At 37.0% G+C, this 19,250-nt stretch carries 14 protein-coding genes and 5 pseudogenes; 3 read left to right on the top strand and 16 right to left on the bottom strand.

The window, feature by feature from the left end; genetic code table 11:
• Positions 1-31: 31 nt before the first annotated feature.
• Positions 32-382, top strand: coding sequence for a DUF3397 domain-containing protein (locus ABZ559_RS05385; RefSeq protein ID WP_026217224.1), 351 nt, complete (start codon positions 32-34; stop codon positions 380-382).
• A 230-nt stretch (positions 383-612) separates the two neighbouring features.
• Here ABZ559_RS05385 and ABZ559_RS05380 read toward each other — a convergent pair whose 3' ends face one another.
• The 7 genes from ABZ559_RS05380 to ABZ559_RS05350 form a co-directional block, all read right to left on the bottom strand.
• A complete protein-coding gene (locus ABZ559_RS05380; RefSeq protein ID WP_367007470.1) occupies positions 613-1,299 on the bottom strand; it encodes an ATP-binding cassette domain-containing protein in 687 nt (228 codons plus the stop codon).
• A gap of 114 nt (positions 1,300-1,413) precedes the next feature.
• On the bottom strand, positions 1,414-2,094 hold the full coding sequence (locus ABZ559_RS05375; RefSeq protein ID WP_367007469.1) for an ABC transporter ATP-binding protein: 681 nt from the start codon (positions 2,092-2,094) through the stop codon (positions 1,414-1,416).
• Positions 2,091-2,759: an energy-coupling factor transporter transmembrane component T gene (locus tag ABZ559_RS05370; RefSeq protein ID WP_367007468.1), complete on the bottom strand. Its 669-nt coding sequence runs from the start codon at positions 2,757-2,759 to the stop codon at positions 2,091-2,093. The genes ABZ559_RS05375 and ABZ559_RS05370 overlap by 4 nt, the downstream gene beginning before the upstream one ends.
• 53 nt (positions 2,760-2,812) lie before the next feature.
• Positions 2,813-3,367, bottom strand: a complete 555-nt coding sequence (locus tag ABZ559_RS05365; protein ID WP_367007467.1) for an MptD family putative ECF transporter S component — start codon at positions 3,365-3,367, stop codon at positions 2,813-2,815.
• 108 nt (positions 3,368-3,475) lie between these two features.
• Complete coding sequence (locus tag ABZ559_RS05360; RefSeq protein ID WP_367007466.1) at positions 3,476-5,137, bottom strand: ABC transporter ATP-binding protein; 1,662 nt, start codon at positions 5,135-5,137, stop codon at positions 3,476-3,478.
• A complete protein-coding gene (locus tag ABZ559_RS05355; RefSeq protein WP_367007465.1) occupies positions 5,130-6,905 on the bottom strand; it encodes an ABC transporter ATP-binding protein/permease in 1,776 nt (591 codons plus the stop codon). Before ABZ559_RS05355 ends, ABZ559_RS05360 begins: the two co-directional genes overlap by 8 nt.
• A gap of 745 nt (positions 6,906-7,650) precedes the next feature.
• Entirely contained in the window at positions 7,651-10,044 is a 2,394-nt protein-coding gene (locus ABZ559_RS05350) for a DNA translocase FtsK (RefSeq protein WP_367007464.1), read from the bottom strand.
• Between the two features lie 149 nt (positions 10,045-10,193).
• Here ABZ559_RS05350 and ABZ559_RS05345 point away from each other — a divergent pair, with 149 nt between their 5' ends.
• Positions 10,194-11,000: a peptidylprolyl isomerase gene (locus tag ABZ559_RS05345; protein ID WP_367007463.1), complete on the top strand. Its 807-nt coding sequence runs from the start codon at positions 10,194-10,196 to the stop codon at positions 10,998-11,000.
• Between the two features lie 242 nt (positions 11,001-11,242).
• Here the strand turns inward: ABZ559_RS05345 and ABZ559_RS05340 are convergent, their stop codons facing one another.
• From ABZ559_RS05340 to ABZ559_RS05310, 7 genes and pseudogenes are all read right to left on the bottom strand, one after another.
• Entirely contained in the window at positions 11,243-11,806 is a 564-nt protein-coding gene (locus tag ABZ559_RS05340; RefSeq protein ID WP_367007629.1) for an IS630 family transposase, read from the bottom strand.
• 45 nt (positions 11,807-11,851) lie between these two features.
• Positions 11,852-12,682, bottom strand: a pseudogene (locus ABZ559_RS05335) (proline/glycine betaine ABC transporter permease); the annotation flags it as partial.
• A 278-nt stretch (positions 12,683-12,960) separates the two neighbouring features.
• Positions 12,961-13,367 (bottom strand): annotated as a pseudogene (locus ABZ559_RS05330) (arsenate reductase ArsC).
• Positions 13,360-13,632, bottom strand: coding sequence for a thioredoxin family protein (locus tag ABZ559_RS05325; RefSeq protein ID WP_367007462.1), 273 nt, complete (start codon positions 13,630-13,632; stop codon positions 13,360-13,362). The pseudogene ABZ559_RS05330 and the gene ABZ559_RS05325 overlap by 8 nt, the downstream one beginning before the upstream one ends.
• A 12-nt stretch (positions 13,633-13,644) precedes the next feature.
• Positions 13,645-14,640 carry a permease gene (locus tag ABZ559_RS05320; RefSeq protein ID WP_367007461.1) on the bottom strand — a complete coding sequence of 332 codons (996 nt, stop codon included), beginning with the start codon at positions 14,638-14,640 and terminating at the stop codon, positions 13,645-13,647.
• Positions 14,641-14,743: 103 nt separating this feature from the next.
• The gene (locus tag ABZ559_RS05315; protein ID WP_367007627.1) at positions 14,744-15,004 is read right to left on the bottom strand and encodes a metalloregulator ArsR/SmtB family transcription factor; all 261 of its coding nucleotides are present in this window, start codon (positions 15,002-15,004) and stop codon (positions 14,744-14,746) included.
• Positions 15,005-15,179: 175 nt separating this feature from the next.
• Positions 15,180-16,982: pseudogene (locus ABZ559_RS05310) on the bottom strand (DsrE/DsrF/DrsH-like family protein); the annotation flags it as partial.
• Positions 16,983-17,023: 41 nt separating this feature from the next.
• Between ABZ559_RS05310 and ABZ559_RS05305 the strand changes: the two are divergent.
• Positions 17,024-17,838: pseudogene (locus ABZ559_RS05305) on the top strand (IS5 family transposase).
• Positions 17,839-17,865: 27 nt separating this feature from the next.
• Here ABZ559_RS05305 and ABZ559_RS05300 read toward each other — a convergent pair.
• Together ABZ559_RS05300 and tnpA are read right to left on the bottom strand one after the other, a co-directional pair.
• A pseudogene (locus ABZ559_RS05300) lies at positions 17,866-18,522 on the bottom strand (FAD-dependent oxidoreductase); the annotation flags it as partial.
• A gap of 193 nt (positions 18,523-18,715) precedes the next feature.
• Entirely contained in the window at positions 18,716-19,189 is a 474-nt protein-coding gene (gene tnpA, locus ABZ559_RS05295) for an IS200/IS605 family transposase (protein ID WP_002891962.1), read from the bottom strand.
• Positions 19,190-19,250: the final 61 nt, after the last annotated feature.

Here is a 19,250-nt window from a genome sequence, read left to right as displayed (position 1 = left end):
TAACTGGAGCATTTCAGTATAAAATAGAATCATGATGATGTATAAGTTGATTGCACTGGCTTTTGTCCTGTTAACTCCTATTTTTGCTAATATTGTTACTCAAATTTTTAGGTTAGAGCGTTTTGGTCTAAAATTTCCAGATCTCTCTTTACCGCTTTTTCTCTGGGAAATTGTCATTGTTTCTGACAAATTTTTTACGCACAGCTGGCTTCCTTACTATTTGATTGTGATGTCACTACTTGCCATGATACTAGCTGTTTTTTTGTTAAAAAGAAGCAAACATTTTTCCTATAAACGCTTTGGAAAACTTTTTTGGCGAATAGGTTTTATTCTCACATTCATTTTCTATTTAGTCTTGCTAGCATTTATTATGACTACTTAAACATCAGTAATAATGTATCTGTGCTAATTACTCTGAAATTTATCCTTTTCAAAAACCAGAACAATATTTTTCACATTACCTTGATATCATCTCGAACTTAGTTCCTTCCCATTTTTTGATTTTCGGTGGGAGGGGCTGAGCTTTTTTTATCTTGGACAGGATTGTTCTGGATTTTTTCTTTCAACTTTTGCTATCATCTACTTTTGAAACACAGTGATGATAAACATTTTTTAGGGGACTTTGCGAATAAATCGAATTTGCTGACAGGCTTCGTTAATTAGCTCTAAATCATGGGTAATAACAATTATAACGCGTTCTGGACTTTTTAGTTCTTGTAGCAATTTACTAAAAGATAACATTTGCTCATAGTCTAAACCACTGGTTGGTTCATCGAAAATAATTATCTTTTTGTTTGAAAGTAAGGCATTGGCAATAATGACACGTTGCTGTTCTCCTCCAGAAAGAGAGATTGGGTGACGGTCGAGAAGCTGACTTAATCCCAGTTGTTCTACCACTTGCTTAAAATCTGCAGTCTTGCTGTTACCAAGCAGTATTTCTTTACGAACACTGTCCGAAAATAGCTGCAAGCGAACATTTTGCATAACATAAGCTGACTGTTTCAAGCGCTCCAATGGCGACAATGTTTTTTTACCAAAGTTGACATCACCATCACTGGTCTCTATCCCAGAAAATATTTTTGCCAAGGTTGATTTTCCGATTCCATTTGGCCCAACTAACGCCGTAATACAATTTTTAGGAAAATGTAAATCTGCTATCTGACCTAAGTTAACTTTATTATTTCTTAGCTGCAATCTTTTGGTGCTTAACCCTAACAAACAGCGGTCTTCTTCATAAAATTGTTTCAATTCCAGATGTAAGCCCCGCAGACCAAATCTCTTTCTATCTTCATTTGTCAAGTCCAACCATTCCTCTTGACTCCAACAATGAGCTATTTCCCCTTTTTCAAAATAAAGGTAACGATCACCTAGATTTTCCAGATAATCTAATACTCAATGAAAATCAAAAGTAGCCTAGGAAACGAAGCCGACGATAGAACTTGAGTTCATCAAGGCAAGTTGACAACGGATAATTTTGATTTTCGAAGAGTATAAACGATGCTCTGCAATAACAATAGTAACTCCCTGTGCTTTTAGCTTGGATAGATAGTTTCTAACCATTTTCACACCGTCAGCATCTAAATTGGCAGTAGGTTCATCCAGTATCAACAATTTCGGACTCTGCATCTGGCTGCTAGCCAAAGCAGTTCGCTGCTGTTCTCCCCCAGAGGCTGATAATAAATCTTGATCCATCAGACTTTGAAGGTGGAAAAATGCAGCCGTTTCGTTCAGACGTTCGCAAATGCTTTGGGGAGGTAGTCCTTGATTTTCACAAGAAAAGGCCAATTCCTGCTCTGTTTTTCGATAAAAAAATTGACTGGCTGGATTTTGAAAGACAGTGGAGGTTAGTTTTGAAAATGCTTCTATTGAGTCTCTCCCTGGCACCAGACCAAATATGTTAATGTCTCCACTGTATTCACCCTCGAAATATTCTGGAATAAGGCCATTTAATAAACGTGTAAAGCTTGTTTTTCCACTACCACTTTTACCGCAAAGTACCAGACATTCTCCTTCTGGAATAGATAAATCTGAAATACGCAAACTCGGTTCTGGCAAGGAAGTGTATCTAAAAATAAGATTACTAACCCTAATCATCTGACACCTCCAAGAAAATAACTCAAGGATAGGCCTAATAAGAATATCAAGATAAAATAATCAAACCTTCCAAAACGATAAGTAATGTAAGAAGTTTTTGCACCAGAATTTCCAGCTGATTTCGTCAAACTGGCAATTGTCAATTCCTGCGCAGTTCGAGTCATCGACATTAACAACGGAATAACTAAATGCTCAAAATAAGCTAAGGGACGCTTAAGCAAATCAAGGGGTGTCAAATAGAGCCCCCTTAATTTCAAAGCAGTTCTAATAGATCTATAATCTTGTTTTATCAGTGGTAAAAATCTCATCAAAACTGCAACAGCCAACAAAAGACTTTCCGGAATATGCCAAGTTCGCATACATGTGATAAACTCATGAACAGAACTTCTCAATATACTGCTTCCCACGATAAAACAAGGCAGCAAGGAACGACTGCCAACAGCCAATAAATTGATATAAAAAACGTCTTGATTAAGCACAACGAGAAATTCTTCAACAAAAACAAGAAAACTAAATAGCATCAGATAAGTCACTGCCCTTTTTCGATCTCCCTCAAGAAATAAGCAGAAACAAAGGAAAACTACCAAAATACTCTCATAGTAAATTGGAATATGAGCCAATAGTAACATGTTAACGCAAAGCAGAGTTAAAATCTTTGTTCGCATATCACTATGATAATATCTCATTTTACCAAACCGGCCTTTGAAAAATGTTTTTTTTACATATATTGTCCAAAAAGACCCCCAATTAAAGCACCAAGAACTATACAAAGGCTCAACCAAGCGACATTCCCCAAATTAAAATCAATCATTACTTCACTAATATAGGTTTCACTTTTACCACGATCTACTAAACGATTGATATAGGCTTCCCTAACAACCCACATCAGCATTATCGGGGCTAAATTTCCGAATGAAAAAACGACATATGACAGCAAATTCAGCAGTTTCTTTTCATAGTTACCAATTTTAGCAATCAAATCTGCTGCCACACCACAAATGAGGCTTGGTAGAAACGATAATACAAAATGACCTGATAAGAAAAAGAATAGTGACATCACTGCTGCTAGCAGAGATATATTGCCAAATTTTTTTGTTTTTGCAATCAATAACATGTAAACAGTACCCGCAAAAAGTGCTGTAAAAGCTGGTGCATACTTCATATTAGCATTATGCTCTACCAGGACACTTACCAAAGTTCCCAGACAAACAAAAATAAAATATATTGCGGCATAAACACCTGTAATAATAATATCTTTCGTTTTCACTAACATATCTCCTAATCTATAAAATTTCCTTTAAAAGTAAGAGAAAATACTCCGATTAAATCATAATAACATAACTTAACCTATCCGAAATATCACTTCAGTGCAACTAGCATCTCAGATAAGCTTCAATGTTTTATCATCTACCTTATAAATCAAATCGCTACAGGCAAGAGTGCTTTCACGGTGTGAAAGTAAAAATACATACCCATTGCACTGTTCTCTAATAACCTGTAGCAAAGAAGCCTCATTTAAAGAATCAAGATTGCTGGTTGGCTCATCAAAAATATAACAATCTGCTTTTTTCAAAAGTGCCCTTGTTAATTCTAGGCGTTGTAGCTCCCCTGCTGAAAAAATCTTCTGCTCATTATTAAGTACTGTATCTAGCCCTTGCTCTGTTGATAAAATAATGTCTTTAATGCGACATTTCTCAGCAGCCTCCAAAATCATTTCATCTGTAATATCTGGATTACTTAGAGTTAAATTATCACGAATACTTTGATTGAAAATTTGTGGAATTTGTGGAATATAGGCTATTCTTTTTTGAATATCACGTGCTGATAGATCCGAAATCTTTTTCTCATTGATCCAAATCGTTCCCATTGTATTGTCATACCAACGCATAATCAATTTCATTAAAGTTGATTTCCCAACACCAGATTCCCCCATAATACCAATGATTTTATGATTTTCAAAGGTAGCAGACAGATTTTCTAAAATCATCTGTTCTCGATTGCTGTAGGAAAAACCAACCTTATCAAGAGAAATTGAAGAAATCTTCTCATCAAATGCCTGCCCAGTTCTAGCAACTTCTTTTTCATCTAGTAATGTTAAAACTTCCCTTGAAGCCCCCATTGCTCGCTTAAATCCTAGAGGTAATCTGCTCAATTCTAGATATGGAGCAAAAGATGTTGAAAAAATAACGATTACTTTTGTTGCTGTTGAGAGGCTAAATGTCCCTTGCTGTACTCCATGAAGTGCAATTGCTGCAACAACAATAATTGATAAACCAATCACTAAAAAGGACAAAGCTGATTGAAAATACTGTAAACTAGCCACTTCCTTTTCACACGCATTAACGGTTTTACTTTGCTTTTCTAACTGAGATAAGCGTGATTTAGTCTGACCAAACTGTAACAACTCTTTCATACCCTTTAAACTGTCTAAAAATAATGAGATATAGGCCTTCCGTACTTTAGTCTGTTTAGCTAATAAAGGTTGCAAACGCTGACTAGAAAATCTTGGAAGTATAATTGCTAGAATAAAATAGGATAAGAGCGCAGTTAATGCAATATAAGGCGATACTATCACATAATATCCTGATAAAAGAAGTGTCACAATAGTAGCTGTCAAAACAGGAGGAACAGTATGTGCAAAAAAAACTTCCATAGCTTCAATATCCTCACCAATCATCTTTAAAAGACGTCCGCTGTCTTGTTGGTCTAACTTTGTTGGTGCCAGACGACGTAGCTTTGAAAACACCATGCAACGTAATTCATAAAGTGTTTTAAATGCGACATAGTGACCAAAATAATGTTCTAGATAACGAAAAAGTCCTCTTGAAATCCCCAAAATCAACAAGAGAAGAAGAGTTCGGAGAGAAGGCCTGTGTCCGTCTAGCCCTTGCCAAGCCAAGTCAATCAAAGTAGCTGGAATGAGTAAAGTCGTGATAAAGCCAAGAACAGCACCACCAATCGCTCCAATATAGTACATCCACAAGTGCTTAACAAGCTTCACCAAACGCTTGATAACACTCACTGTTTTTATTTTATTATCCATGCAAAATACTCTCCAATTCTTTCTGAGTTTCCACCAAGGACTTAAACTCACTATTTTTTTGGAGTAGTTCCTTTGGAGATGCAAGTGTAATATTATGCTGACGATCAATAAAGAGAACCTGATCTGCTTTTACCACTTGCTTTGTTTTATGCGAAATAAAAATAACAATAGCACGATCTGCCATTAGTGTGATGTAGTTAAAAATAACTGATTCACTCTCGCCATCTACACTAGCGGTCATTTCATCAAAAATATAGATAGAGCGATTGGCAAGCAAGGCTCTTGCACAAATAATCTGCTGGCGTTGACCAGGTGACAGTAAATTACCATTTTCACCAACAATAGTATGAATCCCTTCCGGCAACTGATCAATAAAGGTCAAAAAGTGATGTTGTTTAAGCCAAGTCAAAACTTCTTTCTCAGACAAATCTGCTCCTAAAAGAAGATTTTCATAAATGCTCTGATTAAAAAGATAGGAATCTGGTGAAACATACATAACATTTTGACGGACACTGTCAGATGAGAAAGCTGACAATGGAGTTTGATTAAAGTATATTTCACCCTCATTAATCCTTAGCTGCTTTTGAATTAACTTAGCAAGGGTAGATTTTCCTAGACCACTTTCTCCTGCAATCGCAAAAATACTTCCTTTTGAAATAGTAAAATTCAATTTTGAAAAAATCTGACTTTTCCCATATGAAAATGACACATCTTCAAAAGTGAGGGTTGAAATTTGGCTAGTGATTGGGGAGAGTATTTCCTTGTCACTTTCTATTTCTACACTATCCAAAAATGTATAAATACGATCTGCCATTTTAGTATTCATCATAACAAGATGCATTCCATACCCCATTTCACGAATAGGAGTGAAAAATTCTGCAGCTATTAAAACAAAAAAGATCATATTGAGGATATCAAGATTCCCTGAGGCTAGGGATACTGCAGCTGCAAATCCAGAAAGCCCTACACCAAGATACATTACTCCGTCCATATAACCAACTGACTGTAACTGAAAATAGAGTAATTGCATCGTTGATTGACGAAATTCCTCTGCACGCTGAACGAAGCTTTTCTCATAGCGTTCGTCAGCATCATAAGTATATAAGGTGTTCATCCCCTTAAGATCGTCCATAAATAGATTTCCGACATCCATATAAGTTCCCCAATAGTGATTCATAATCCGCTTAGAACGCTTTTGCATCGAAATAATAGAGATGGGAATCAGAGGCAAACAAGCAAGAAAAATTACTCCTCCTATCGGATAAATCCAAACGACTAGCAAAAGGATAGTAGCGCAGTTAAGGTAGGTACGAAGTGAGGTCATCAAATAATGATGAAAATAAGTGTCCAGACTATCAATCCCCTGAGAAGCAACGGTCATCACATCAGCCACCGAAGTTTCCTTTCCAAAATCTCCACCTTGACCTTGAAAAGCTGCAAAAAATCTCCTTTTCAGATTATTTCTGGCAAATTGAGAAGCGGATCCTTGGTAGTTTTTAGCCACTAGGGCAGCGAGGAAACCAACAAGCGCCAATAGCAACAATTGCCCGACCAAATACCAAACAGATATAGCCTTTCCAAGGTAAATTGCCTCAATATTTTTGGCAATGAGAAAAAAAGATAAGATTCGCATAGAAAATTGAATCCATGCAAAAAATGCAGCAATATATAAATCTCGTTTATGTGGACCGATTTCAGATTTCAAACGTGCTAACAAACCCCTACGGCGTTCACGAGATATCCGATTAGTTGAAGTTTCTTCAGCCATGATGTCTCCCTCTTGATAATAATTACCTTGCCAATACCCAATAAAAATCAAAAATAGATGAAATTGAAATTCATCAATCTGAGTTAATAAGTACCTATTTAATGTTCATAGAGTATAAATTCCTTGTATTCGGAATTAGTTTTACTTTGCAATTAAGAACCTGTATTCACAAGTGAGGTGCTTTTATATAAGAAATAGTTTTTCGCTAATTAAGGCAGTTTTTTGAGAGAATACTGACTGTATTTTGAAAAAAACTGACAATGAGTAGCTGAAAAATTATCCTTAGATGGAAGTGCTGAACTGTGAATGCAGGTTCTAAGTCTAATAGATAAAAGTAACTCCTTACTCCCTCATTTTTATGATAATTCGGTTACTTCATTGCTATCTATCATCATTGAATCTTACAAGGTTAAACATTATTATAGCACAAGCTTTCTTGTTTTTGTAATTTTCTGACTATTTGTAATAATTCTAATCTATATTGATAATGATTCTTGTTAAGACAGCTATGGACTCCACTCAATAGCAAATCTTTCTCTTTGTATCTATCAGGAAAGAGACAGTTTTTCCTTGACATACTACCTCTTTTAGATTTGTATGGTAAGTCTAACTTCAACAAGAACTGGAAAAGAAGATGCAAACAACAGATTATCTTTATTTTTTTAATAATGTTAAATAAAAAAGCCTAAGAAGAAAGCTACAAGCTTTACCTCTTAGACATTTTACTGGTTTTACTGATTAAAGATTATTGATTTGTTTGCAAAACTTTACGCGGTTTCGTTCCTTCGGCAGGACCAATTACTCCTGCTTCTTCTAATTCTTCCATAAGACGTGTGGCTCTGTTGAAGCCAACAGACAAACGGCGTTGTAGCATCGAAGCGCTAGCTTTCTGAGTTTCCAAGACCAGAGCCCTAGCTTCCTCAAAAAGTGGATCTCCTTCAGCTGCTCCACTTTCACTACCAGCTGCTGAATCATTATCAGACACTTCACCAGGATCAAAGCTATGATCATAGTCCGCATCAGCTTGTTCTTTTATAAAAGTCACAATCCGCTCAACATCATCATCAGAAATGAAGGAACCTTGAAGACGAACAGGGTGATTCTCATCTATAGGCTTAAAGAGCATATCACCTCTACCAAGTAACTTCTCTGCACCATTTTCATCAAGGATGGTACGGCTATCTGTCCCTGAAGAAACAGCAAAGGCTACACGAGAAGGCACATTTGCCTTAATAAGACCACTGATAACATCAACGGATGGCCGTTGGGTAGCAAGAATCATATGGATACCTGCCGCACGTGCCTTTTGACCCAGTCTGATGATGGCATCTTCTACTTCTTTGCTGGCAACCATCATCAAATCAGCTAACTCATCAACAATCACAACAATCAAAGGAAGCGGAATCTGTTTTTCCTGAGAGGAAGCGTTCCATTCTTCCACTTTAGCATTGTAACCTGCAATATTGCGAACACCAACCTTGCTGAAAAGTTCATAACGATTTTCCATCTCATCAACAACTTTTTGCAGTGCTTTGGCTGCTTTTCGAGGATTAGTTACCACGGGTATCAACAAATGTGGAATATCGTTATAGACGGACAATTCAACCATTTTAGGATCAATCATCATAAATTTGACTTGATCAGGTTTAGCCTTCATCAAAATACTGGCAATAATGCCATTAACAGCCACAGATTTCCCAGAGCCCGTTGAACCTGCGACCAGTAAATGTGGCATACGCGCCAAATCAAAACTACGAGCACTTCCATTTACAGCCTTACCAAGTGGAACTTCCAAAAGCTTATCAGAACTTGTATTAGATTGCTCCCAAAGTTCTCGGAAAGAAACGGTGGCTATCTCTGAGTTTGGAACTTCAATACCAACTAGAGATTTCCCAGGAATTGGAGCCTCAATACGAACATCTTTTGCGGCTAAGGCTAAGGCTAAGTCGTCAGCTAGGTTAGAAATACGATTGACCCGAACACCAACAGCTGGCTTAACTTCATACTTAGTTACCGAAGGACCAATCTCTGCGCGTTCGACCTTGACATCTATGCCAAAACTCTTGAAAGTATCTTCCAAAACCTTGATATTTCGACGAACCAGATTCTTTTCTTTAGATTGATTCTTAGGCTTATCTGGAGCAAACAAATCAATAGAAGGTAACTTATAAAGGAGAGGAGCCTTAGGCGTGAAATCAACAGTTAGATTATCTTCAAAGTCCTCTTGATCAACTTGTTCTGTCTGCAAAGGTTCTTCTTTATCAAATAAACTCGCTTCGTCCAAATAGTTGAGAAAATCGTCATCTGAGTGATTAGCATTATAGGAGATGATTTCAGGTTCGACCTCTGTTTCTTGTGGAAAGTAATCATAGTCAGACTCTTTTATGGGAATATCTTCATAGATTTCTCCTGTTTCTGGATCAATTGACATATCTGCCAAACTTTCCTCTACTTCCTGAGCTTCTTTTTCCAATCGCGCCTGTTCTTCAAGCGCTTTTTTCTCTTCACGTTTGACAAAGCGTTCTTGTTTCTTCAATTCATGCCGCGCAGCTATTTTTCCTCCTAAGACCTTTAAGAAGCCAGTCACATCATAAACATCCCAAGAACTCATGAGAAAAAGACCCAAAATCAAGAAGAGACCGCCAATCATAAAAGAACCGACATTTGAAAAAAGAAAGGCTACTGGTTTATATAAAACCGCTCCAAGCATACCACCGCCAACAAAATGATTGACTTTAAAAGTGATCAAATCATCAAAAATAAGTTTGCTTGTTGTTGTGAAAACTTCCTTGTCCCGATAATCCATCATGGAGAAAAGATAGGCATGCCACTCAATCAAAAGACCTATCATGGTAATAACAAATCCACCAACTAGCCCTTCTTGTTTATGAAGCCATTTAAAACCTATAATGTAAATCAAAACAGCAAACATGAGAAAGTACGCTAGACTCCCCACAAAAAATCGCATGACATTATAGGCAGTTACCCCAAAAATTCCTAGCCGAGTAATGGCGAAGAAAAAGACGACTATTGTGATAACAGCCAAAATAAGACGTCTTAGTGCTTTTTGTTTTTCTATTTCTGCTTTAGTTGGACGACGAGTCGTTCGTCCTTTTTTTGTTTTTTTAGATTTTGCCATGCGTCTATTATAACATTTTTTCTAGTCAAGGAAAATCAGCACTTGTTCGACAATTAATATTTAATTTTTAAAAAAGCTTTTCACACTCACAAAAACATCTTATTCCATTTTATGGTAAAATAGATAGGAAAATCATTTAAGGAGTTACCATGAAAAAATACATTTACCTTAGTTTGGCTGCACTAAGTCTCTTATCTCTAGCTGGCTGTGAAAGTCTTGACCGTGCCATTAAAGGTGACGATTATATTGCTTCAAGTCAGTCTGCAAGTAAAAGCGCTGCATCATCTGAAGCTTACCAGAAAGAAGTTACCGCTGCTCTCAAAGCGGATGCTAGCAGTTTTCCACAGTTACGTACAGAAGTAGGAAAGAATGAGGCACAGGCTATTTTACACACATCAATGGGTGACATTACAATCAACTTATTTCCAAAGTATGCCCCACTAGCTGTAGAAAATTTCCTAACACACGCTAAAGAGGGCTATTACGATGGATTACTTTTTCACCGTGTTATCTCAGAATTCATGATTCAGTCTGGTGACCCCAATGGGGATGGCACTGGCGGTCAATCTATCTGGTATGATAAAGACAAGAGCATTGATTCAGGAAATGGTTTTGCCAACGAAATTTCCCCTTATCTCTACAACATCCGCGGTGCTTTAGCAATGGCAAATGCTGGAGCTGATACTAACGGCAGCCAGTTCTACATTAATCAAAATTCCAGCGATCAATCTTCTAGTCTATCTAGTCAAACCACTCCAAAACCAATTATTGATGCCTACGCTAAAGGTGGAAACCCTAGCTTAGACGGTTCTTATACAGTCTTCGGTCAAGTAGTCAAAGGTATGGATGTTGTGGATAAAATAGCTGCAGTCAGTGTTGATAGCAACAATAAACCAACACAAGATGTTACCATCAAATCCATTGAGATTGTTCAAGACTATACCTTCAAAAAGTAAAGTCATAATCCTATATTTTTCAATTAATAGTCTCCGACAATCAAGCTCAGACCTTGGTGTCTTGATTTAATACACTTCAGTTTTGTCTATATTATGTTGTACAATCTACGTTTGTATTACTTCCAACTTTCAATTATCTCCTAGATAGGTGAAAACAATCTGATTAGCATTGAAGATTAAAAATCACATTCGAAAAAGCCATTGGAAACTTGTGTCCAATGGCTTTTTATAGTATTTTATACTCAATTAAAATCAAAAATAGCGGAAGTCCAGTCTCTATGTACAATTGATTTGAGTTGATAAGCAGTTAAGGTTTGAATAATCTCTTGAAGTTTATCAATTACCTCATTTAACGTCCTAAATACTTTATTCTTGAAACCAAGTTTACGAATCTCATCCCAGACTTGCTCAATAGGATTCATTTCAGGTGTATAGGGTGGAATGAAGGTAAATTCAATATTCTTAGGAATATTTAAGGTCTGAGATTTATGCCAGATGGCATTATCCATGACTAAAATAATATAATCTTCTGGATAAGCTGCCGATAGCTGGCGTAAAAACTCATTCATCCAAGCACTATTACATCCACCTGCTATGATGAAAAATGAGTCACCTGTATGGGCATCCACAGCTCCATAACAATAGCGGTACTCCCGAATATGGTGACTAACTACGTGAGGACGATAACCTTTTGGAGACCAACACGAACCAAGTTTACTGATACGCCCAAAACCCGCCTCATCTTGATACATAAGGCGGATTTTTTGATAGTCTTCTCCATCAATAAAGCGCTTACTCGTTCTCAAAAACTTAGCAGAACTTAATTTTTTAGTATTCTCTCGTTTTGGCTGATTCAAATATTGCGTGAAGCGATCGATGATAATAGCTAGTATGACTAATGCCAAACCTGAAACAAATCCAGCACCGATTTCCGCATGTTGCAATGCGTATAATACTCCATTCCCTAAACCAGGAGCACCAATCATTGAAGCTGTGACAACCATAGAAAGTGCTAACATAATTGTTTGGTTTACACCTGCTAATATGGTTTTTTTTGCCAATGGAAGTTCTACTTTGAAGAGTCTCTGACCTTCTGTCGAACCAAATGACTCGGCTGCTTCAATCAACTCATCTGGAATTTCTCGAATCCCTAAATTAGTAAATCGGACAGTTGGCGGAAGTGCGAAAATTACTGACGCAAAAGCCACTGGGACCATACCAATTCCAAAGAAAGCCACTGCTGGAATTAAGTACACAAAAGCAGGCATAGTCTGCATAAAGTCCAAAATTGGATTAATAATAGAACGAACACGATCACTCTTTGACATCCAAATTCCCAATGGGATACCAATTACAATTGACTTTAAGCTTGCTATTAAAACTAATGTAAAGGTATTTATCATCCCGTCCCATAAACCTTGATTATAGATAAATAATAGTCCTAAAGCTGTTAGAAAAGCAAAGTTTTTCTTTTTATTTGAAATAATATAGGCTAATACTGAAATGATAATGAGTAAAACAAGTGGAGGAATAAAAGTCAGGGTATCTGAAATAAAATCCATGACAATATCACCAATGAGCTGAGTGAAACGAAATAGTCCAGCTAGATTTTCCGTAATCCAATTAATTCCATTATCAACTATTTCCTCAATCGGTAAACTATTTTGTAAAAAAATTTCCACATTAATCTCCTATTTTTCTATTTCAATCCCTTGTTTCGTCAATGCCTCTATCACTCGACCTTTGATTAGGACACCAATTAAACGTTCGTTTTCAACTACAGCAATTTGATTTTTTTCATCGAAAAAAGTATTCAGAAAATCTAATTACTTTACTAAGTTTATAGCTAATAGAATTTATGAGCTCTATTCATCACCTATGAGCGGTCAAAATTTTCCTTATTCCTTACGTTATACTATTTAGAAAGTATTATTCTAACCATATAGTTTCATTTTTCAAATTATTTTATGAACTCTAATTGAGAAAGTTCACGTAATTTTTCTTCGATTATGTTAATCACACTTAAAAATGCCCTATCATCTTTTCCAGTCGGATCATCTAACCCCCAGTCTTCTCGGTGTTGACAGGGCAGATAAGGACAGTCCACGTTACACCCCATTGTTATAACAATATCAATGGGTGGTAGTTCATCAAGTAACTTAGAATATTGTGTCCTTTCCATATCGATATGATGCTTTTCTTTTACTAGTCGGACTGCACTGCATCTTGATTGATTTGTGGTTTCGTTTCCGTTCCAGCTGAGTAGGCTTCAAAATAGTCCGAATAATATTTTTTGGCCAAGGCTTCGGCCATTTGGCTTCTACAAGAATTATGAACACAAATAAAGGCAACTTTAGGCTTAGGCATCAACAATCTCCTCCTGAATAATCTCTTTAACTTCATTTACAGAAAGGACTTTTCCTGAGGAAACAACCTTTTCATTTAATACCAAAGCTGGAGTTGACATAACACCATAAGCAGCAATCTTAGAAAAATCCCTTTCATGTTTGATTATGACATTCACCCCTTCATCAATACAGGCCTGTTGAACATGTTCCTCTAATAAATTACATTTCTTGCACCCAGAACCTAGAACCTTAAACACAATCTGGTTTGATAAAACTTGTGACATCTATATTTCCTCCTAAAGAATAACTGTTTGTAATAAATTAAATAAATAACCTGCTAGGATAATTCCAAAAGTGCAGATCGCAATGAATACTGCTAAAAGTTGTGGCTTTATTGCTCTCTTTAACATGATTAGGGAAGGTAGGCTGAGAGTTGTAATCGCCATCATAAAGGCTAATACCGTTCCCAATTGTGCTCCCTTTTCCAACAAGGCTTCTGCTACAGGAATGGACCCAAAAATATCTGCATACATAGGTATTCCGATTAAGGTTGCTATGATAACCCCTAATGGATTCCTATTTCCCAGAGTGCTAGTCACCCAGTTCTCCGGTATCCAGTTATGAATAAAAGCCCCTATTCCTACCCCTATTAGAATATAAGGAAAAACTTTTTTAAATGTTTCAGATACTTGTTCCTTAGCAAAATGAACCCTATCTCGAAATGTTAAATTCTCCTCTTCTAAAAAGGGCATGTGGGCATTTTTCACAAAATCCTCAACATATTTTTCCATGCCGAGTTTTTCAATAAAAGTACCACCCAAAATTGCAATTACTAAGCCCAACAGCACGTAAATAAAAGCAATCTTACTCCCAAAGATACTCATCAGAAGAATTAAACTACCTAGGTCAACCATCGGTGATGAAATTAAAAACGAGAAAGTCACACCAATGGGTAGTCCTGCACTGGTAAAACCCATAAACAGCGGGATTGAAGAACAGGAACAAAATGGCGTAACAGTCCCCAATAGAGCTGATACAATATTGGCAGCAATACCATCGAACCGTCTTAGAATCTTACGACTTCTTTCAGGTGGGAAAAAACTTTGGATATAGGATATCGAAAAAATTAAGACACCTAGTAAAATGGTAATTTTGATGACATCGTAAATGAAAAACTGAAACGCTCCTCCAATTCGAGTCGTTACATCAATCCCAATCAGCGACAATAACTTTCCAACACCTTCATTTATCCAATTCATTCCAAGAATTTGTTCTTGAATAAACCTCCACATAATCATACTCCTTTTATATCAAAAATTATTGATATGTCTAATTAAATCAAAAGCCATTCTATGATGACTTCCGATTACAATCACATTGTGCTATAGATTCAACTTAAAAATTTATTAGTTGACCAAGACGATACAGGGCATGCTCACGACCTCGATCACTCAAACTATAGTGTTTCCATTTTCCGTCTTGACGACTAACAACAATCCCTGACTGACACAAAATTTTCATATGGTAAGATAAGGCAGACTGAGCAATCCCTAATTTCTCAATAAGAACACAAGCACAGGTTTCACCATTTTTTAAATAGTCTAGGATTAGCAAGCGTTTCTCATCTGCCAGAGCTTTAAACAATTGAGCATCCATTGAAAAATCTTTTATACCACTCACCTCACATCAAAATGTTTTGATTTAACTATATTTTACTACGATAAAAAAATCAAGTCAATTATTTATTGAATACTACGTATTTCGTTAAATATTTCAATTATTATACAGTTCCATTTGTACAAGAAGTGAGTTGAACCTTATGTATATAGAATTAGATAAACAATTGCATATTTGCTTTTTCACTATCGCCGATGAATGTGGCAACACCCCCATATTCGACAAAATCAAATAATTCTTCTTTTTCAATTCCCATCAAGTCCATGCTCATAGTACAAGCTACAAATTTTACACCTAGTTGATATGCTTTCTCAATCATATCTGGGAGAGAATCAACATTTTTTTGCTTCATAATATGTTTGATCATTGCAGATCCCATTCCACCCATATTCATTTGAGAAAGTGGTAATGCGTCCGCTCTTGAAGGCAACATCTTATCGAACAGCTTAGCTAAACCTGTCTTCTTCACCTTTTGTTTTTTCAAAATTGATAAGCCCCAGAAAGTGAAGAAAATAGTTACTTTTTTACCGTAAGCAGCTGCACCAGAAGCAATAATCATTGAAGCTATGGCTTTATCTAAATCACCACTGAATACAACCATCGTTGCTCCATCTTTTGTCTCATGCAAGACTCCTTCTTGCCCAAATGAAGGTACATTTGTCGTTTCAATCCCATAATTTTCACTCTTCCCTTTCGCGATTGAAGCAATGACTTTGCCATTTTGTATCCTGTTTGATAAGAGTGTGTTTCCCGTATTCTGACACCACGCTTCAATGTCAGCACTAAAGCCAAAATCACTTGCCTCAACCTCCATTTTTTGACCTATTGACATCTTATCAATATTTTCTTTCACTTTTAAGATTGGTCCAGGACACTGTAGTCCACAGGCATCTAAACGAATAGTTTCTGAGGCTTCATCACGTTTAGCACTTATATTCGTTGTCTGATTCTGATTTGATTCTTCAAAAACAATTGGTTTCAATTGATATTTTGCCATTTTGTAAGTTTTAAATCCCCCATCTAGATTTTTCACGTCAAAACCTGCTTGACTTAGAATTCGTGCTGCATTATAGCCACGATGTCCAACTTGGCAGAAGACATAGATTGATTGATCTTTTGGTAACTCTTCTATTCGACGTCGCAATTGATTCAGTGGGATTTGATGACTTGATTCAATTGTCCCAGTCGCCAATTCAAAATCTTCTCGGACATCCAAGAAAAAGGCATTCTTACTAACCAAATCATCAACTTGAGACCATTGAAATGTCGCTACCTTACCTGAAAGGATATTATCCGCTGTATAGCCCAGCATATTAACCGGATCTTTTGCGGATGAGTAAGGTGGAGCATAGGCCAATTCAATACTAGCCAGTTGGTCTGCACTTGCTCCAAAGCGCATGGCAGTCGCAATCACGTCAATGCGTTTTTCTACTCCTTCTGTGCCGATAGCTTGAGCTCCTAGAATTTTTCCATCTTTACCAAATAAGAGTTTGAGGGCAATTGGAGAAGCTCCTGGGTAGTAGCCAGCATGTGAATTTGGATGGATATGAATGGTTTCGTATTCAATACCTGCTTGTTTTAATAAACGCTCACTATTTCCGGTACTTGCCACTGTTAATTCGAACACCTTTGCAACAGCAGTACCTAGTGTTCCTAAATAGGCTACATCAGCACCGTTAATGATATCCGCAACCAATCTTCCCTGCCGATTGGCTGGCCATGCAAGTGGAATATGGGTCGGCTGACCACTAACCAAATCCACAACTTCAATAGCGTCTCCAATAGCATAAATATCTTGATTACTAGTCTGCATCTGTTGATTTACTTTGATACCACCTTTAAAACCCAATTCTAAACCAGCAGACTTAGCCAAAGTGTTTTCAGGAAGAACACCGATAGATAAAATAGTTATATCGGACTGTAGAGTTTTTCCACTTGTTAAAAGTAACTCTTTACCATTAGACTTGTTCGGTAACTCAAAGGTGGTATACTAAAGCTATGGAAACAACATACGAAAAAGCCTTAAAATTAAACTCAGAGAATTTCAAATTGTTGATAGGTGTTAAAAAAGCGACGTTTCAACTGATGCTTGATTGTCTCACTGACGCTTATCAAGAGCAACACCGGAAAGGAGGACGCCCACGCCGTCTAAGTATGGAAGAGCAGCTCATCATGACCTTGCGCTACTTACGCTATTACCCCACTCAACGCTTGTTGGCATTTGATTTTGGTGTAGGTGTGGCAACTGTCAATGAGACCATTACATGGGTAGAGGACACCCTTCGTTCTTCAGGTCTCTTTGATTTAGACCACTTGGAAGCACCTAGCGCCACTGTTGCCATTGATGTCACTGAAAGTCCTATTCAACGCCCTAAAAAAACCAAAGCAAGAATTATTCTGGTAAAAAGAAAAGACATACCATAAAAACTCAAATCATGCTTGATTTGACTAGCCATCGTGCTTGTCAATTGGCTTTTTCAGATGGCCATACGCATGATTTTACCCTTTTTAAGGAGAGTATTGGCTATAGTTTGCCCCAAAATACTCTTGTTTTCGTAGATTTAGGGTATTTAGGCATCTTGAAATTTCACGAAAATACCTTTATTCCTGCTAAGCGTTCTAAACATCACCTCTTAACCGAAGAGGATAGACGGTTGAATCGAGAGATAGCTAAAATGCGTATTGAAGTTGAGCACTTTAATGCCAAATTTAAAACCTTTCAAATCATGGCACAGACCTATCGTAATCGTAGAAAACGGTTTGAATTAAGAGCTGAGTTGATTTGTGGCATCATCAACCATGAGATGATGTAGTTACCGAACAAGTCTATTATTTCGAAATTCTTTCAGACCGTCATTCAAAATCAGATCGACCCCATGGATATTTATCTGTGAATGAATCATTTGGGCCATTTCTATATCAATTGTAGTCATCACTTGAGGTGCCATTTCAATCAACTGAACTTGAATCCCTAATTCCACTAAATTTTCCATCATTTCAAGACCAATAAAACCGCCTCCAACGATTGTCGCAGTACGAATCTGATTCTCTGCAATAAAGGCCTTTATTTGGTCCATGTCCGGAATATTTCTTAAACTAAAAACATTTTCCGCTTCTGCCAAACCATCGATTGAAGGAACGATGGCTTTTGCACCTGTTGAAATGATGAGTTTATCATAAGACTCAACATAACGTTCACCTGTTTGGTGATTCAGCACTGTTACCCTTTTACTTTGTGGATTGATTTCAAGTACTTCAGAGAAGTTTCTGACATCTAGTCCATACTGCTGATTCATGCCGTCAACTGTTTGAAGCAATAAATTTTCGCGCTCCTTAATAACACCACCAACATGATAGGGTAGACCACAATTCGCGAATGAGATATATTCTCCCTTTTCAAATAGAACAATCTTATCTTCTTCATTTAAACGACGCAACCTCGTCGCAGCTGTCGCACCACCTGCAACACCACCTATAATAACAATTTTTTTAGACATAGTATTCTCCAATCTTTGATACACCAATTATATACCCATAAGGGTATATTGTCAATCAAAACCACCCGTGAGAACGGGTGGTTTGCTCTTCGGCTGAAAGCCTCTGCTACCGGCCGAGGCCTAAAGGCCTACCGAATGGTTTCCCTTCAGCACCACCTTTGCTAGCTGACCCGACTAGCGGGTCTCTTTAAGACTACTTTCTTTTATTCTTCTCACCTGTAAACGGATCATATTCCTCGAAAAGACTGAGCTGATCTGCTATCACGTCTTCTTGTAATTGATTACGAATATATTCTTCAATTCGCTTCTGATTTCGCCCAACCGTATCAACATAAAACCCTCGACACCAAAATTTGCGATTCCCATATTTATACTTTAAATTAGCGTGTCGGTCGAATATCATTAAGCTACTTTTACCCTTTAAATATCCCATAAATGAGGAAATACTTAGCTTCGGTGGTATACTCACCAACATGTGAATGTGATCTGGGCATGCTTCTGCTTCATGAATTTCAACACCTTTTCTTTCACATAATAACCGTAAGATTTGACCAATACTTGCTTTGTATTTCCCATAGATTATCTGACGTCTATATTTTGGGGCGAAAACAATATGATACTTACAATTCCATGTAGTATGTGCTAAACTATTATTATCCTGTCTCATCAGAGGTCCTCCTTTTGTATATTAGTTAGTGGTCGGGAAACCTTATCTAATATAACACTTT

The sequence above is a fragment of the Streptococcus sp. ZY19097 genome, assembly GCF_040731245.1.
GTDB classification, from domain to species: domain Bacteria; phylum Bacillota; class Bacilli; order Lactobacillales; family Streptococcaceae; genus Streptococcus; species Streptococcus orisratti.
The sequence above is the reverse complement of the archived record's forward strand: the minus strand, read 5'-3'. Positions and strand labels throughout refer to the sequence as shown.

Coding starts and splice junctions, on each gene's coding strand:
- ABZ559_RS05385 (WP_026217224.1), top strand. CDS start 32: ATGATGATGTATAAGTTGATTGCACTGGCTTTTGTCCTGTTAACTCCT.
- ABZ559_RS05375 (WP_367007469.1), bottom strand. CDS start 2,094: ATGATTAGGGTTAGTAATCTTATTTTTAGATACACTTCCTTGCCAGAA.
- ABZ559_RS05370 (WP_367007468.1), bottom strand. CDS start 2,759: ATGCGAACAAAGATTTTAACTCTGCTTTGCGTTAACATGTTACTATTG.
- ABZ559_RS05365 (WP_367007467.1), bottom strand. CDS start 3,367: ATGTTAGTGAAAACGAAAGATATTATTATTACAGGTGTTTATGCCGCA.
- ABZ559_RS05360 (WP_367007466.1), bottom strand. CDS start 5,137: ATGGATAATAAAATAAAAACAGTGAGTGTTATCAAGCGTTTGGTGAAG.
- ABZ559_RS05355 (WP_367007465.1), bottom strand. CDS start 6,905: ATGGCTGAAGAAACTTCAACTAATCGGATATCTCGTGAACGCCGTAGG.
- ABZ559_RS05350 (WP_367007464.1), bottom strand. CDS start 10,044: ATGGCAAAATCTAAAAAAACAAAAAAAGGACGAACGACTCGTCGTCCA.
- ABZ559_RS05345 (WP_367007463.1), top strand. CDS start 10,194: ATGAAAAAATACATTTACCTTAGTTTGGCTGCACTAAGTCTCTTATCT.
- ABZ559_RS05325 (WP_367007462.1), bottom strand. CDS start 13,632: ATGTCACAAGTTTTATCAAACCAGATTGTGTTTAAGGTTCTAGGTTCT.
- ABZ559_RS05320 (WP_367007461.1), bottom strand. CDS start 14,640: ATGTGGAGGTTTATTCAAGAACAAATTCTTGGAATGAATTGGATAAAT.
- ABZ559_RS05315 (WP_367007627.1), bottom strand. CDS start 15,004: ATGGATGCTCAATTGTTTAAAGCTCTGGCAGATGAGAAACGCTTGCTA.
- tnpA (WP_002891962.1), bottom strand. CDS start 19,189: ATGAGACAGGATAATAATAGTTTAGCACATACTACATGGAATTGTAAG.